This window comes from Paenibacillus sp. MAHUQ-45 (genome assembly GCF_058133325.1).
Genome location: NZ_JBYUPV010000007.1, coordinates 206,392 through 221,393 on the forward strand (window position 1 = coordinate 206,392; position 15,002 = coordinate 221,393).

The 15,002-nt window shown below is 48.8% G+C and carries 17 protein-coding genes; 6 read left to right on the forward strand and 11 right to left on the reverse strand.

The genetic code is table 11. The features are described 5' to 3' along the window. Positions 1-40: 40 nt before the first annotated feature. The 4 genes from AC3Y23_RS16790 to AC3Y23_RS16805 all read left to right on the forward strand — a co-directional run bounded on the left by AC3Y23_RS16790 (position 41) and on the right by AC3Y23_RS16805 (position 2,776). The gene (locus AC3Y23_RS16790; protein ID WP_379200920.1) at positions 41-283 is read left to right on the forward strand and encodes a FeoA family protein; all 243 of its coding nucleotides are present in this window, start codon (positions 41-43) and stop codon (positions 281-283) included. Next, positions 280-2,292: a ferrous iron transport protein B gene (gene feoB / locus AC3Y23_RS16795; RefSeq protein ID WP_379200922.1), complete on the forward strand. Its 2,013-nt coding sequence runs from the start codon at positions 280-282 to the stop codon at positions 2,290-2,292. The genes AC3Y23_RS16790 and feoB overlap by 4 nt, the downstream gene beginning before the upstream one ends. A 59-nt stretch (positions 2,293-2,351) precedes the next feature. Beyond that, a complete protein-coding gene (locus tag AC3Y23_RS16800) occupies positions 2,352-2,531 on the forward strand; it encodes a FeoB-associated Cys-rich membrane protein (protein WP_379200924.1) in 180 nt (59 codons plus the stop codon). A gap of 107 nt (positions 2,532-2,638) precedes the next feature. Beyond that, positions 2,639-2,776, forward strand: a complete 138-nt coding sequence (locus tag AC3Y23_RS16805; protein WP_379200926.1) for a hypothetical protein — start codon at positions 2,639-2,641, stop codon at positions 2,774-2,776. Positions 2,777-2,867: 91 nt separating this feature from the next. Here the strand turns inward: AC3Y23_RS16805 and AC3Y23_RS16810 are convergent, their stop codons facing one another. The 7 genes from AC3Y23_RS16810 to AC3Y23_RS16840 form a co-directional block, all read right to left on the reverse strand. Then, positions 2,868-3,350, reverse strand: coding sequence for a hypothetical protein (locus tag AC3Y23_RS16810; protein WP_379200928.1), 483 nt, complete (start codon positions 3,348-3,350; stop codon positions 2,868-2,870). Next, a complete protein-coding gene (locus tag AC3Y23_RS16815) occupies positions 3,347-4,867 on the reverse strand; it encodes a leucyl aminopeptidase (RefSeq protein ID WP_379200930.1) in 1,521 nt (506 codons plus the stop codon). Before AC3Y23_RS16815 ends, AC3Y23_RS16810 begins: the two co-directional genes overlap by 4 nt. A gap of 165 nt (positions 4,868-5,032) precedes the next feature. Continuing rightward, positions 5,033-6,136: an ATP-binding protein gene (locus AC3Y23_RS16820; RefSeq protein WP_379200932.1), complete on the reverse strand. Its 1,104-nt coding sequence runs from the start codon at positions 6,134-6,136 to the stop codon at positions 5,033-5,035. 389 nt (positions 6,137-6,525) lie between these two features. Further along, a complete protein-coding gene (locus AC3Y23_RS16825) occupies positions 6,526-6,933 on the reverse strand; it encodes a hypothetical protein (protein ID WP_379200934.1) in 408 nt (135 codons plus the stop codon). 235 nt (positions 6,934-7,168) lie between these two features. Further along, a complete protein-coding gene (locus tag AC3Y23_RS16830) occupies positions 7,169-7,708 on the reverse strand; it encodes a peroxiredoxin (RefSeq protein WP_379200936.1) in 540 nt (179 codons plus the stop codon). 262 nt (positions 7,709-7,970) lie between these two features. After that, the gene (gene leuB / locus AC3Y23_RS16835; protein ID WP_379200938.1) at positions 7,971-9,053 is read right to left on the reverse strand and encodes a 3-isopropylmalate dehydrogenase; all 1,083 of its coding nucleotides are present in this window, start codon (positions 9,051-9,053) and stop codon (positions 7,971-7,973) included. 191 nt (positions 9,054-9,244) lie between these two features. Next, positions 9,245-9,448: a hypothetical protein gene (locus tag AC3Y23_RS16840; RefSeq protein ID WP_379200940.1), complete on the reverse strand. Its 204-nt coding sequence runs from the start codon at positions 9,446-9,448 to the stop codon at positions 9,245-9,247. Between the two features lie 239 nt (positions 9,449-9,687). Here AC3Y23_RS16840 and AC3Y23_RS16845 point away from each other — a divergent pair, with 239 nt between their 5' ends. Then, the gene (locus AC3Y23_RS16845; protein ID WP_379200942.1) at positions 9,688-10,668 is read left to right on the forward strand and encodes an aldo/keto reductase; all 981 of its coding nucleotides are present in this window, start codon (positions 9,688-9,690) and stop codon (positions 10,666-10,668) included. A 131-nt stretch (positions 10,669-10,799) separates the two neighbouring features. On the opposite strand, the gene AC3Y23_RS16850 is transcribed toward AC3Y23_RS16845, so the two are convergent. From AC3Y23_RS16850 to AC3Y23_RS16865, 4 genes are read right to left on the reverse strand one after another with little or no spacing between them, the layout of a single operon-like run. After that, entirely contained in the window at positions 10,800-11,894 is a 1,095-nt protein-coding gene (locus AC3Y23_RS16850; protein ID WP_379200944.1) for a LiaF transmembrane domain-containing protein, read from the reverse strand. A 19-nt stretch (positions 11,895-11,913) separates the two neighbouring features. Beyond that, a complete protein-coding gene (locus AC3Y23_RS16855; RefSeq protein ID WP_379200946.1) occupies positions 11,914-12,411 on the reverse strand; it encodes a hypothetical protein in 498 nt (165 codons plus the stop codon). Positions 12,412-12,466: 55 nt separating this feature from the next. Continuing rightward, complete coding sequence (locus tag AC3Y23_RS16860; protein ID WP_379200948.1) at positions 12,467-12,916, reverse strand: anti-sigma factor family protein; 450 nt, start codon at positions 12,914-12,916, stop codon at positions 12,467-12,469. Beyond that, positions 12,913-13,455, reverse strand: a complete 543-nt coding sequence (locus AC3Y23_RS16865; protein ID WP_379201249.1) for an RNA polymerase sigma factor — start codon at positions 13,453-13,455, stop codon at positions 12,913-12,915. The genes AC3Y23_RS16860 and AC3Y23_RS16865 overlap by 4 nt, the downstream gene beginning before the upstream one ends. Before the next feature lie 396 nt (positions 13,456-13,851). Here AC3Y23_RS16865 and AC3Y23_RS16870 point away from each other — a divergent pair, with 396 nt between their 5' ends. After that, complete coding sequence (locus AC3Y23_RS16870; RefSeq protein WP_379200950.1) at positions 13,852-14,997, forward strand: response regulator; 1,146 nt, start codon at positions 13,852-13,854, stop codon at positions 14,995-14,997. The last annotated feature ends 5 nt before the right edge of the window (positions 14,998-15,002 follow it).

Consider the following 15,002-nt stretch of genomic DNA (forward strand, 5'->3'; position numbering starts at 1 on the left):
ACCATTGAGATTGATTATCAATATCTTATGGAGGGTTATTATGACTCTGCACCCCTGTACTCTGCTCCAACTACCATCCGGCGCTACTGGTTCCATTCATAGAATAGAAGGCATTAACCCCATCCTCCGTCGACGTCTAGCCGATCTTGGCGTTCTGGAGGGTGTCCTTATTCGACTTAAAGGAAAAGGCCCCTTTCTCGGTCCCATCACCCTAGAATGCAACGGCCAGCTGTTCGCTATTCGCCGGAAGGAAGCTTCCAGAATAGAGGTTAACCTCTTATGAGCGCTATCGCACTGGTCGGCAATCCCAATACCGGAAAAACCTCTCTTTTCAACACACTAACTGCTTCCTACGAGTATGTAGGGAACTGGGCGGGTGTAACCGTCGAGAAAAAAGTCGGCAGCCTCAAGAACGGCGCAGGCAAGATCATCGACCTGCCCGGCATTTACTCCCTGCATCCACTTTCTCGCGATGAAGGCGTAGCTGCCCAGTACCTGATTGAAGAATCGCCCGAAGCACTGATCAATATAGTCGATGCTTCCCAATTGGAACGCAACCTTCTGCTTACGCTCCAATTGCTTGAGTACGGCAAACCAACCGTGCTGGGTCTGAACATGATTGATGTGGCTACGGCGCGTGGCATTCATGTCAACCCAGAAGTTTTGCAGGACAGGCTTGGCATTCCTGTACTTCCGCTGGTAGCGAGAACTGGCAAGGGCTGCAAAGAAATTCTGAGCCTTCTCGGACAATCCACGGACATCCCTCCTGTCCACTTCAAGCTCCATTACGGGGAAATCGCGGAAGCTACTATCTCTTCGATTGAGCAGGAATTGCGCCACCTGGAGGATTTGCCGAATCACCGTTGGATCGCTTTACAACTAATGGAGCTGAATCCCGTTGTCTTAGATTTCCTGAAAGCTCGCATGGATGTCAGCAAGTTATTGCAGCTTGGGGATGCCTGTCAGAGCGAGCTACAACGCAAGAAGCTGGCCTTGACATTGCCCCAGTGGCTCCGTTCGGTCCGGATGGACTATATCACCTCGTTATGCCTGGAAGTGCTGGACAGAGCAGATCAGAAGCCGCACAACCTAACCGAAAGACTGGATGCCCTTCTGACACATCGATTCTGGGGACTGCCTTTATTTATCTTAATCATGTATGCCTTGTTCAAGACTACCTTTGATTGGGTCGGTGGTCCGTTGTCAGATATCGTGGACGGACTGATCTCGGGCCCAGTCAGTGAAGGTGCCAATTCCCTGCTAGGATTCCTCGGAGCCTCCAATTTTACACATGCGCTGATCGTCGACGGTATCATTGCTGGCGTTGGTGGTGTGATTGTATTTGTACCACAGATCTTTATCCTCTTCCTGATCATCTCGTTCCTAGAGGATTCCGGCTACATGGCCAGGGTGTGTCTACTGATGGACAGTACGATGGAACGGATGGGGTTGAACGGCAAGGCTTTTATCCCATTTATTATCGGATTTGGCTGTAACGTACCGGCCATTATGGCTGCACGAAGCATTGAACAGCCCAAAGACCGGATGCTGACCACACTGCTTATGCCACTGATGTCCTGCTCTGCACGACTCCCGGTGTACGCTTTGTTTGCAGCAGTCTTTTTCCCGGAACGGCAGGCCTTTGCTGTACTTTCCATGTATGTTCTAGGCATTGTCTTTGCATTGATTCTATGTAAAGTATTCTCCAAATTACTATTTAAAAATGAGTCCTCTGTCTTCATGATTGAGCTGCCTCCTTACCGGATGCCGCAGTTGAAGACTCTGTCGCGCAGCACCTGGGAGAAGGGCAAGGGCTTTCTGCGCAAAGCCGGAACCATTATCCTGGCAGGCTCCGTCATCATCTGGCTAGTCTCCTATGCCGGACCGGGTGGACTCGATGTCGCGATGGATGATAGTTATCTGGCCAAATTCGGCGGACTGATCGCTCCGTTGCTGGAGCCGCTCGGCTTTGGCACATGGCAGGCAGGCTCCACGTTGGTTCCTGGTTTTTTGGCAAAAGAAGTCGTTGTCTCTACCATGAACATTATCTATCACGCCCCGGATACTGCCGGGCTGGAAGGCCAGATTTCCCAAGTGTTCACACCGCTAAGCTCCATCAGCTTCATGATCTTTATTCTGCTCTATATTCCTTGTCTGGCTACCGTCGGTGTGATCAAGAAGGAGACAGATTCCTGGAAATGGACATTCTTCTCCATGGGCTATTGCCTGGTATTGGCTTATATCGTGTCGCTCCTTGTTTTTCAGGGCGGGCGGCTGCTTGGGTGGGCGTAAGCTGTGAGGATGAATCAGATAATTGAACCGCAGTCAGCGGTAGAAAGCGGGGAGGAAACATGATCAACGTTATCATCATTGGGCTTGTATTCGGCTACTCAGGCTGGATGATTTACCGTCATGTACAGAAGGGAAAACAAGGCGCTTGCGCCGGTTGTGACAAAGGCAAGACCTGTTCTGCAGCTTCCCTCGACTCCCCGCTCTCCTGCAGCGGCGGAAGCGTCAAGGGCAAACGCTAACCCCTCTTGGAATCTGGTTTCCATTAATATCTTGGTTTAATTCTCTTCGGTCACGGGTATGTTTGTGTTATGTACAGACTGCAGACTAGACCGAGGAGGTGCACACAATGGGTGCTAAAAAGACGTTATTGACCACCGCGGCGTTGGGAGCTGTATATCTGTTGCGGGATAAAAAGACCCGAGACAAAGTGATGAATGGCATTCAATCCTTTGCCGAGCAAATTACTTCACGACGCGGCAATTGATTCTGGATGGACCTTCAAGAAGAGATAAAAGACAGTGCTTTCCCCACGAATCGGGAGGCACTGCCTTTTTTGTTCATTCAACTAACATATTTTATGACTCCTCAATGAGCTCCTTTACTTTTGAAGCAAACATGCTCCAACTTGTATCATAGCCCGCATTAAACGTCCACCCGCTGGACCGCAGCTTCTCACCTAAATAAATGTAATCGTCGCGTTGCTTATCGTTTAGGCTGACAGCTAAAGCTCCGTCACCTGCCTTGAAACTGTTCATGTAATCATGTAGCTTCCAAAGGATATCTTCCTTATCCTCATCTGTTTCCATGCCCATATGTAAGATTATCGAATCCATCGCATCCTCTAGTTTTTGAGTAATAAGAGCTTCATTGTTCCAGTTATTCTCTTGTTGATACAGTATAGTTGCTTCTAATTGTGACAGGTTGCGGTAAATATGAGCATTCAATAATTCATTTCTCAATTCTTGTCTGCTGTCCGCACGTTTATGATTCATAAATAAGGTAACATTCCCGAAAAGTGATGCTACTAAAATTACTTTAATCCAGTCTAATTTCTTCATACTTCCTCCAATAATCCTCCAGCCTGACTGAGCAGCCATTCCAGCAGCGTACGGACCATTACGCCGGACGCCCCCTTGGGATTGAGTCCACGTTCCCTTGATAGGAACGCCGTTCCGGCAATATCAAGATGTACCCAGGGCAATCCTTCGGCAAAGGTACCGATAAACAATCCGGCGGTCGTTGCGCCGCCATATCTTCCGGCACTGCCGCGGATATCCGCTACCTCGCTCTTGAGCATATCCCGGAATTCGGGATATGCCGGCAGCTGCCATATCTTTTCACAGACACTGTCACTTGCCGCTATAATCTCTTCCAACAGGGCTTCATTGTTCGTGACAGCCCCAGTCGCAATATCACCAAGCATAGACACTACAGCCCCGGTTAGAGTTGCCACATCCACAATACGCTCCGCACCCCATTCCCTAATGTAGGTGAGCGCGTCTGCTAGCACAATCCGTCCTTCGGCATCTGTATTGAGTATTTCGATGGTCCTCCCGCTGTAGGATGTAACGATATCGCCGGGCTTGAACGCATTTCCTGCCGGCATATTTTCCGCTGAAGGAATGGCCATCACTACATTGATGCGCGGCCGCAGACGCCCCAGCGCCTCCATGACACCCAGTACCGCAGCGGCACCGCCCATATCGCTGATCATGTCCTCCATACCAGGGGCCCTTTTCAAGGATATTCCTCCTGTGTCAAAGGTGATGCCTTTACCGACCAGCCCGGTGACATTCTCCCACTCGTCTGTACCCTGATAACGGATCACGATCATCCGCGGTGGATTGACGCTGCCTTTGCCCACGGCGATCAGTCCACCCATGCCCTTTCTTTCGATTTCCTGCTCATCCAGAACCTCTGCCGGAAAGCCGTATCGCTCTGCTACGGCAACGGCGGCAACGGCCAGATCTGACGGAACCAACAGATTGCCCGGTGTATTCGTCAGGTCACGTGCCAGATTCGTACCCTCGCCAAAGGCTTGCCCCCGCTCAAGTCCAGCTCTCCATCTAGCCGCTCTTTCCTCTTCTATCGCACCCTCCTGATGGATCAAAAGATGATCTATACCGAACTGGGGCTGATCCAGCTTGTAATGCTTCCGGCGGTAAGCCCCTAGTATAAAGCCCTCGCTTAGCGCATGCGCGGCCTCCATGTCTGACAACCCTGCTGTTCTCAGAGCGAAGTCCTGCGGCAATTGTATGATTACTCGCTGCACCTTCAATTTGAGCGCTGTTCGGACAAGCTGAGCCGCCCATAGTCGCAAGCCTGATTTATCCAGAGAACCGGATCCTATTCCGGTCAAAATAGCTAAAGAACAAGCCGGATGATCTTCCAGCGGCAGTGCGTAAGTCTGGTTCAGCTTACCCTCAAACAATCCTGCCTTGTTCAAACCGTGTAATCGTCTATCCCATTCTGCAGATATGCCGCCATGCTGAGCTTCCGACTCCGCGATCATCAGCACAAGGGCATCAGCCTGTACGGAATCACCCAGTCTTCCACTGCTCCATTCAATATTCATTGTAATCCCTCCATCTGTCCTTCCCAGAAGTCTAAGCGTTCATTGTAACACAGAACAGGTTGATCTCCTGCAGGACGGGAGATCTCTACTCTCGACCTGACAAAGTATCAACCTGTCTCTTCGCGCTATGGGACTAATAATTGAAGCAACTGATCTTATCGAGGTCTATTGAATCAGAGGCAGCGAAATGACAAACTGTGTACCCTCATTCAACCGGCTGCTGACAGAAATGCATCCTCCGTGATTTTTGATAATCCGATCACTGACTGACAATCCCAGACCCGTCCCATTCTCCTTAGTGGTAAAGAAGGGGCTGAACAACCTGTCCAAGGTGAGGATATCCATACCCTTACCGTTGTCGGAAATAAAAATGCGGACCTCCGCACCTTCTCTCCGTGCGCCGATCTCGATTTTACCCATATCACTGTCTATCCGGTCTGTAATCGCTTCCATTGCATTTCTTATCATATTCAGCACCACCTGCTTCACCTGCTTGACGTCTACAGATATGATCAGGTCGTTTTGAAGTTGATGCAGATTGATCTGGCAGCCCTTCATTAGCGCTTCGCTCTCTGTCAAAAGCACAACCTCTTTAAGCAATGCTGACACTGAGATTATTCCGACTTGAGGTACAGAGGGTTTGGAGGAGGTCAGAAATTCATGTATAATATCGTTCGCCCGGTCTATTTCGGCCAGTATAATTCTGGCATACTCTTCTTTGCCAAGTTGGTGCAGGTGTGGACGGAGCAATTGGATAAAGCCGCGGATTGCGGTCAGGGGATTGCGGATTTCATGAGCGATGGACGCGGACAGCTTGCCTAACATAGCGAGATTGTCATTTTGGTAGGCGGTTTGCTCGATCAGCTTGTAATCGGAGATTTCCTTCACCGTAAAGAGATAAGAGCCTTTCAGTTGTTCCCCCGAGGACAGGGTGACTCTCCAATAACGGCCGAATTCATCAATATATTCATAACTCGACTTCCCCTTGTAGACGGTCTCACGGTATATGCGGAGTACAAGCCTCTTCTTGAAACGGCTTAGCTGAACATGGGCCAGCAGGTGAGACATCGTGCATCCAACCAACGAACTGCGTGGCAGGTCTAGCATCCCGTACATTTGCTTATTCACAAAGCTAAGAACTCCCTCTTCGTCAAAAAGCATAATCCCGCTGTCAATGTGCTCCAGAACATCTTCAAACGTCGTATCCAACATTGCAGATTGAAACGTTCTTGCCGTTAAATGCAAGCTTTCTTGAAATTGGCTTATCACGATACGAAGTTCCCCCTTCTACTGCAAATGACGAAGCGCTCAACGACATCAAATGACTATGTATTTGAGTATATGACGAAGACGCCAGAACATTCGGTAATCGTTCATTGTTATCCAACCGTTTCAACTATATTCCAATCATATCCAAGTGGAGAAGACAACGCAATCAGAGAAACTGTCGAATGGTAAAAATATTCATAAAATGATACATAAGACATAGTATTTTTTTCAATCTAGATAAATTTAGTCCCGAAGCAGCAGAATTAAAGGGGACATACGTTCCTGATTTTACATAAATAACGATTTACAAAGCGATTTTTGACAAAACAAAAAGAAAACCTCTGCACCAGCAGAGGCTCTTTTCTCATAGAATATCAGTATGTGTTGGCTTATGCCTTTTGCTGAAGACGGTGACGCCTTTGGCTCATGACAGCCAATCTCTTCTTCAGTTCACGTTCCCACTTGTCATCCTGAATCTGCTTAGCAACAGCCAGCAAGTCGAGCGCCATGTCAATTTGGCTGCGGACGATCGCCAAAGGGTCCTCACTCTCGACATTGATGACATTCTCGAAGACCGATTCATCGTCCTCCATGACGTAATCCTGGAAATCCACATCAGTTACGCCATCGCCATGCGCATATTCAGCCAGGATCTCATACTCGTTCTCAACCTTATAATGTACCTCAACCCGGTGGCACACCGGGCAAAAAAGCAGGGGAACATTATGGACTTGCGTGCGATAATGTTTTAGGGTTCCCGTTGTTCCTACCATACTCGCTCCACAGCAAAAGCTCATGATTGTTCACCCTCCTTGGATGTTCAGAAATTTATAAATCACGTATTATTGTATTGTATTTCGCTTTCATGCCGGAGATTCCTCTCCTTGAAGCTATATATTTAGCCTTAATGCCCAATTTCAATCGGTTTTTTATAAAAAGACAAGCGATCGGGAGCAAAAAACCCCCTTGTCGGGAAAATCCCGCAAGGAGGTCCTTGTTAGCTATCAAAGATCACAATGCTGAATGAACGGATTACAAGTTCTTGTCGCCTGGTTTCCAGTTCATTGCGCACAATCCGCCGGATTGCAGTGCTTGAAGCACACGAAGCGTTTCTTCTACGCTACGGCCTACATCATTGTGGTTAACGACTTGATATTTCAGTTCGCCTTCTGGATCGATGATGAACAAACCGCGCAGAGCGATACCTTCTTCTTCGATCAGGATGCCGTAGTCTCTAGCAACCTTCTTCGTAAGGTCAGCGGCAAGCGGGAAGTTCAATTGGCCAAGGCCATTGGAATCCTTAGGTGTGTTGATCCATGCTTTGTGGCTGTGGATCGAGTCTGTGCTGGCACCCAGAATTTCAGTGTCAAGCGCCGCAAATTGAGCTGCAGCATCGCTAAGAGCTGTGATCTCAGTTGGGCATACAAATGTGAAATCTAGTGGATAAAAGAAGAATACAAGCCATTTACCACGGTAATCGGACAAGCTAACCTTTCCGAAATCCTTACCATCACCCGATACAGTCTCCAAAGTGAAATCCGGAGCCGGTTTACCTACCAAACGTTCTGCCATTGCTTATTCCTCCCTTGATTATGTAAGAAAAACAATAGTCTGCATGATTTCCGAAGAAAATCAAGAAGCTGATGTCTTTCTTGAATTTTGATGGACAGTTACTGTCTTGTTGCTACATACCAAATGGTATCATCGCACAAAATCAAAGTCAATATTACAGTCATTATTTTTTTATAATAATTATAAATAAGCAATTTTCTGTGACGTTTCAGTACATGGTACCGGAATTATCAGAGCTCAGAGAGAAGGCGGTAACGTTCCTTTAGGCTTTGCGGATAGCAGCCGCAATCAGGTCACCCATCTGCGTGGTGCTGATCGCTTGGCTCTTATCTACAGCAATGTCGCTTGTACGGTGACCTGCATCCAGTACTTCCGCTACTGCCGCTTCAATGGCATCTGCTGCATCTTCATAACCGAAGGTCAAACGGAACATCAAGCCCAGGGACAGAATGGTCGCGATTGGATTGGCAAGACCTTGGCCTGCAATATCAGGCGCGGAGCCGTGTACCGGCTCGTAGAGGCCGTAGCTGCCTTCTCCCATGGAGGCGGAAGCCAACATTCCGATGGAACCTGTCAGCATTGCTGCTTCATCACTAAGGATATCTCCGAACATGTTCTCGGTAACGATAACGTCGAAGCTCGATGGACGACGCAGGAGCTGCATCGCACAGTTATCCACCAGTACGTGCTCGAGCTCAATGTCCGGGTACTCAGGAGCCACTCTGTTCACTACCTCACGCCACAGGCGGGAAGTCTCAAGCACGTTGGCTTTATCTACACTGGCCAGCTTCTTGCGGCGTTTGCCGGCAATTTCGAACGCTTGGCGCACGATACGCTCAACTTCTGTAACATTGTATACGCAAGTATCCACTGCTTCTTCGCCATGCTCACCTTGACGACGAAGCTTGTCCCCGAAGTAAATGCCGCCTGTCAGCTCGCGCACGACCATAAGGTCTGTGCCTTCCAGCACTTCCGGTTTCAATGTAGAGGCATCTTTCAGACAATCAAAGACGTTAGCAGGACGCAAGTTGGAGAACAGTCCTAGCGCTTTGCGAATACCCAGCAGACCTGTTTCCGGACGCAGCTCTTTAGGGTTGTTATCCCACTTCGGTCCGCCTACAGCACCCAGCAATACAGCATCTGCACTGCGACAGATCTCCAGCGTATCTTCTGGAAGTGGTGTGCCTCTCTCGTCAATGGCAATGCCTCCGAACAGCGCATGCTCTGTTTCAAACTTGTAGCCGAACACTTCTTCTGTTACCTTCAATACTTTTTCCGCTTCAGCCACAACCTCAGGTCCGATTCCATCCCCTGCGATTACCGCAATTTTCTTAACCTCGCTCATTTCAGTCACTCCTCAAGTGGTCTGCATTCAAGCAGACATAGTTCTTCTTTATATTGTTGTATCACAATGGGCTATAAACAACAAAGATATAAATTCTATTGAGGTTATAGGCACAGCCTATAGGGATACTCTTTTCAAATGGAGAGATTTACGCCTGGATTGCTGCTTTACATCTTGGGTTATCTCTGCCCTCACAGTCCGTCGTCATTCCTCGGTCGGTTACTTCCAATCGTCTTGTCATAAATGTACAGATCAAGTGCTGTTATACCTCTGCGGGCAAGCTTCACAAAGAGTACAAAGGCATACAGACCCATTCCAAGCGAAGCCAACCATAACAATATACCGAATATACTAAGTCCATCCAATAAGAACCATCCTCCCGATGTGCTCGACATTCCAACTCCCCCTTAGAAATATAAATTTCTATGAATATCATGACTGTACTAGATCTGTAACAATTTGTATATGAGCTTCATTATTGTTAGTTGCACAGCCCCATGGGTATAAATTAGTTCATGCACAAATATTCCCTTATGCATTTGCTCTTGCCTTAAAAGTTGGTTACAATTAATAAGTAAAAGAAAAAGCAACCGGTTTCGCCCTATTTCAAATTCATTGAAGGAGTGATTGCACCGTGCAATACGCTAAGCTTGGTAAATCAGGCATGCAGGTTAGCCGCCTCTGTCTGGGAACGATGAATTTTGGCCCATCTACGGATGAAAAAGAAGCATTTCGGATTATGGACGCCGCGCTGGATGCAGGGGTCAATTTTTTTGATACCGCTAACATTTATGGTTGGGGTGAGAATTCCGGCCTGACAGAGACCATTATCGGTCGTTGGTTCAAGCAGGGTGGCGGACGCCGGGAGAAAGTTGTTCTCGCGACCAAAGCTTATGGCTCCATGAGCGACAAGCTGGACGGCCCCAATGATGAAGCTGGTCTTTCCGCCTACAAAATCCGCCGCCATCTGGAAGGTTCCCTGAAGCGTCTTCAGACCGATCACATCGAGCTGTATCAGATGCACCATGTGGATCGCAGTGTGTCCTGGGACGAGCTGTGGGGTGCCTTTGAGCTGGCCGTGAGCCAAGGTAAAATCGACTATGTCGGCTCCAGCAACTTTGCTGGCTGGGACATCGCTGTTGCTCAGCAAGAAGCTAAGGCCCGCGGATTCCTGGGACTTGTCTCCGAGCAGCACAAATACAGCCTCACCTGCCGCCTGCCGGAGCTTGAGGTGCTGCCAGCCTCACAAAGTCTCGGCCTTGGCATCATCCCTTGGAGCCCACTCGACGGAGGTCTGCTGGGCCGCAACGCGCTTAAGAAGATCGAAGGCAGCCGCAGCGGTGGTAACACGGAGCGCGTAGAGCAGTACAAGAGCCAGCTTGAGGCATTTGCCGCGCTGAGCCAAGAACTGGGTGAGCCACAAGACAATATAGCATTGGCTTGGCTACTGGCTAATCCAGCAGTCACCGCACCGATCATTGGGCCGCGTACACTGGAGCAGTTCGAAAGCGCACTGCGCAGTCTGGAAATTGTACTGGACGAGTCCGTACTGAAACGTCTCGACGAAATCTTCCCTGGCCCGGGTGGAGAAGCACCGAAAGCCTACGCCTGGTAAGATTGCAAGGTAGGATGAACCTGACTACATTGCTAGTCCGGTATCTATAAAGCAAACCTATCTTCAACAAAGGGAGCTGTCTCTTCCCCGGTCTTGTACCGGAAGAGACAGCTCCCTTTAACATTGCTCTGCTATTCTGTCGTATCAGCGGTGATACCGCCATTACTAGTTGAGATAGTAATTTTATAAGTACCTTTGCCGACTTTAGCCGTACCGCTGGTATCGTTTCTGCGGTCCCAATTCACATTGCCTTTGAGTGAATTGTTACTGGTGTCCGCGGAGATAGTGGCATCTGTAGCCTCAGGTATTCCGAGAACCACGGAACCATTGCTCGTTGTCAGACTCCAATCCCCGGTTATCCCGGAGTTAACCGTTATTTTGCCATTACTGCTCTTGGCAGTCAGGGCCCCATCGACTTTATCAAGCGTCATCGATCCGTTAGAGCTGGACAGCTCCACCTCGCCCTGGATATTTTTCACCGTAATCGATCCGTTACTGGAATGGGCTGTTAAGCCACCGGCAATATCATGCAGGTTCATCGCCCCATTGGAGGTGTCAACCGACAAACCAGACTGAAGCCCGGAGGCTTCAACAGAACCGTCTCTGGTGATGACCTCGACCGCCAGATTCTGGGGCAGACTCACATTCAGGTGCGGACCTTTGTTATAGAAACCGAACTGTATATTGGAAAGCCAGTTATTGTTGCCTGCTAGCCTCAGAACCAGTGTATCCCCTTGGACCTCGATCTCCCATTTCTTATCCAGATTACTCTTCGCTTCACTCTCTGAATCGCCGGGAATTAGCAGGCTCCCCTCATATTGAACGTTGGCCTTCTCAGCTTCTCCCTTTACGTTCACTTTGCCATTCGGCAGCTCAATCCTGACCGCCTTGATCTCAGAGCCCGCCTCTGCCGTTCCGCTCATCTCCACCAACTGATTATTGCCGAACACTCCACTCAGCGAGCCTCCAGCATAAAGCGACTGACCTCCACTTGCAGCAATGAGAAGAATGATTAGAACAATAGCCCACCCGCTTACACGGCTTTTGACATCTGAGCGAAAAAAGAGTCTAAGCAGCATCTCCAGACCGAACAGGATCAGCAAAGCGGGCCACAAAAAGCCCAAGGCAGCGTAGCTCAACATACCGTACTGGGCCAACGCAATAATAACGCCAACCGCGATACAGCCGATCGCTGCGGTGAAACTTCCGATTTTCCATCTACTCATTGACATAACTCCCCGTTTCTTAGGCTCTTGAATTACCCTTGAGCAGTTTCAGCCCATAGCCAATCAGCACCAGTGAGAGTAGAATTGTGCCGAAATTGATCTCTGATAAAATATCCCACAATCCTGGAAATGCTGTAATCATAAGTAGCAGAATGCCGCCAACAACACAGCCAATCCCTACCCAGGCCGGGTTCAGGTCTTCCTGCGGATATCCCGGCATTGAATGCAGATCCAGCGTCCACGGAGCGCCGAAGCCATCTGGCTGGAACATCATCCGTTCATGCTCTGCTGCTGCAATCTTCATCCAAGCCGCTTTTTGCAGCGCATCAAACAACTGATAGAACCACAGTGCCGCCAAGGCGAACGGAAAAATCATCGGCTCTGACGGAATGCAGATGATGCAGATGGATGCTCCGATCATAAACTGCAGACCCTGCTTTTTGAATCCAAGATAAAGATGCCCCACCCCTGGGATCATCGCCAGAAAAAAGGTAAGCCAGCGTCTCTTTCTAATCATACAATATCCTCCCATAATTTGTAATGTGCTAATCTTTGCGATTTCAAATTAAGCGTTATTTATTGGCTTTGAACCATGAATTCACTGAGGTTGACACATGCCCATTAATCTCCGTGATTCCGTAAGCCAAATTCTCAAAGACTCCGAGCTGGAGCAGCAGGAACGTCAGGCAGGCCGCAAGGCCATAGTGCATCCAAGAAGTTTTGGGCGCAAACCGTCGTCTTGCCAGCGTTCCTGTAACCATACGCTCTCTTCGCCCGGCTTCCAGCGATTCAATATGAGCCATCACATCTGTTTTCAAATCGGGATAATCCATAGGTTCCTCAAAATCCGGCAGCCGGACTTCCATATCCATCCACAAAACCGACATTTCCCTGGCTTCCTCCAGCCACTGGGCACAATCAGGACAGGACTCGATATGCAACCTGATGCTCAGCTCCATCTCTGGAGACAGCTGACCGTCTATATAATGCGGCATCCATTCTTTAACTGTTGCACAATTCATCGCCATTCCTCCCCTTGTTTGCGCATCATCTGTCTGGCACGATACAGCTGCGATTCCACTGTTTTGACGGAAACGCCTCGCTGTTCGGCTATTTCCTGATAAGAGTGCCGCTGAAAATAGTATAGCTGCACAACCGACCGGTACGGTTCTGCAAGGCTGTTCAAATTCTCATCCAGTTCAGCAGAGGCCTCTTTGCGAAGCGCTGCGTGCTCTGGGGTCTGCGACGTCACCCAATCATTCTCTGTGTACTCAGCCATACTGCGATGCCGCCACTCTCTGTCGTTAGCCCGTTTCCAGTCCAGACAGGTTCGGTAGGCAATTCTGTACAGCCAGGTGGAGAAGGAGGATTGTCCCCGGAAGGAGGGGAGCGCTTTGTAGGCCTTGATGAAGACCTCCTGGGCCATATCCTTGGCGGATTCGGCTTCTCCTGTAATCTTAATACATACTCTGTACACCATGCCTTGATAGCGTTCCACCAAATGTCCGAACATTTGATGCTCGCCTCTCAGCACAGCGGATATCCATTCCGCCTCTTCCAGTTGTCTCCCCTCCTCCTGCTTCTTTTAGTTAGACGCCCGGCAACGCGACTTCCCTGCAAACTTTTCGCACATTTTTAATTTGCGTTCAAACAATTTCCAATCATATATATAACAGCTTAGTACTATTATAGAGGGAATGATGCCGTCTTTGTCGAATTAACCTTTGTATTATAGCTATGAGATAAATCATTCTGAGCACGATGCTTTTTCTGGTCGTAATGACCGCCCTTGAATGTTTCGCAACCGTATATAAAGCATACCAGATCAGCTTCAGCCTCCTGAATGCTGAATTTTTTTGAGCGAAAGCTTGAACTTATGCGCGCTTATTTGTACATTGAGAAGGAACGTTTTGTACGGTCTTGCAAGAAAAAACTAAGTCTGAGTGGTGGGATAGTAATGATCCAGGCAATTCTAGTGGACGATGAGCGGCTGGCCTTGATGAAATTGGAGCATATGCTTAAGGAACTGGGGACAGTGAATGTAGCGGCCACGTACACGGACCCTGTAGAAGCGGTCAGAGAAGCAGGAAAGTGGAAAGCCGACGTTATTTTTCTGGATATTGATATGCCGGAGATGAACGGCCTGCAAGCTGCAGAAATCATGCATGAGCATACCCCGGAAGCTGATATTGTATTTGTGACAGCTTATAACAATTATGCCTTGGAAGCATTTGAAGTCAACGCGCTGGACTATGTACTGAAACCTGTTATCCGTGACCGGCTTTTAAAAACCATTAGTCGTCTAGAGGAACGGACACAACGAGTGACCAAGCAGGTAGTCTCCTCGGATACACTCATGGTCCGCTGCTTTCCTACCCTGCGTTTTGAACGGGGAGGCGTTCATCTAAGCGCAATTCGCTGGCGGACTAACAAGGCACAGGAACTGTTCGCTTTTCTGCTCCATAACCGCAATCGTTTTGTTAGCAAAGACACGCTGATCGATATGCTGTGGCCGGACTTTAATTTAAAAAAAGCTTCAACCCATCTCTATACAACGATCTATCAGGTCAGACAATGCTTGAAGCAGGCCGGCATAGAGCTGCAGATCAACAATGTCAGCGGCGGGGAGGGCTACACTCTGGAGAGTGGTACGATGCTGATTGATTCTGCCCAGTGGGAAAACGGCATTCTAACGCTTGATCCCATCGAGGATAGCAATTTCAATGATCATCAACGATTGTTCGATCTGTATTCTGGAGATTATTTTGGGGACTATGACTATCTGTGGGCGGAAAGCGAACGACAGCGGCTTCGGACCATTTGGTTACATCATGCCATCGGGATCGCCGAATATTACATTGGCAGTGGACGAATTCCTGAAGCTGTAACCGTCTATCAACGGATCGTCCAGCTTCAACCCTATTTTGAACAAGGGCACCTGGGCCTGATGAAGATCTATGACAGTATTGGGGAGCGTTCTGCGGTGGAGGAGCAATACAAAGCGCTCACAGAACTGCTAAAGGATGATCTCAGCACCGAACTGCCGTCCAATATTGAACACTGGTATACCGACTGGAAGCTACACAACCTGAAACAGTTGTAGAGAAA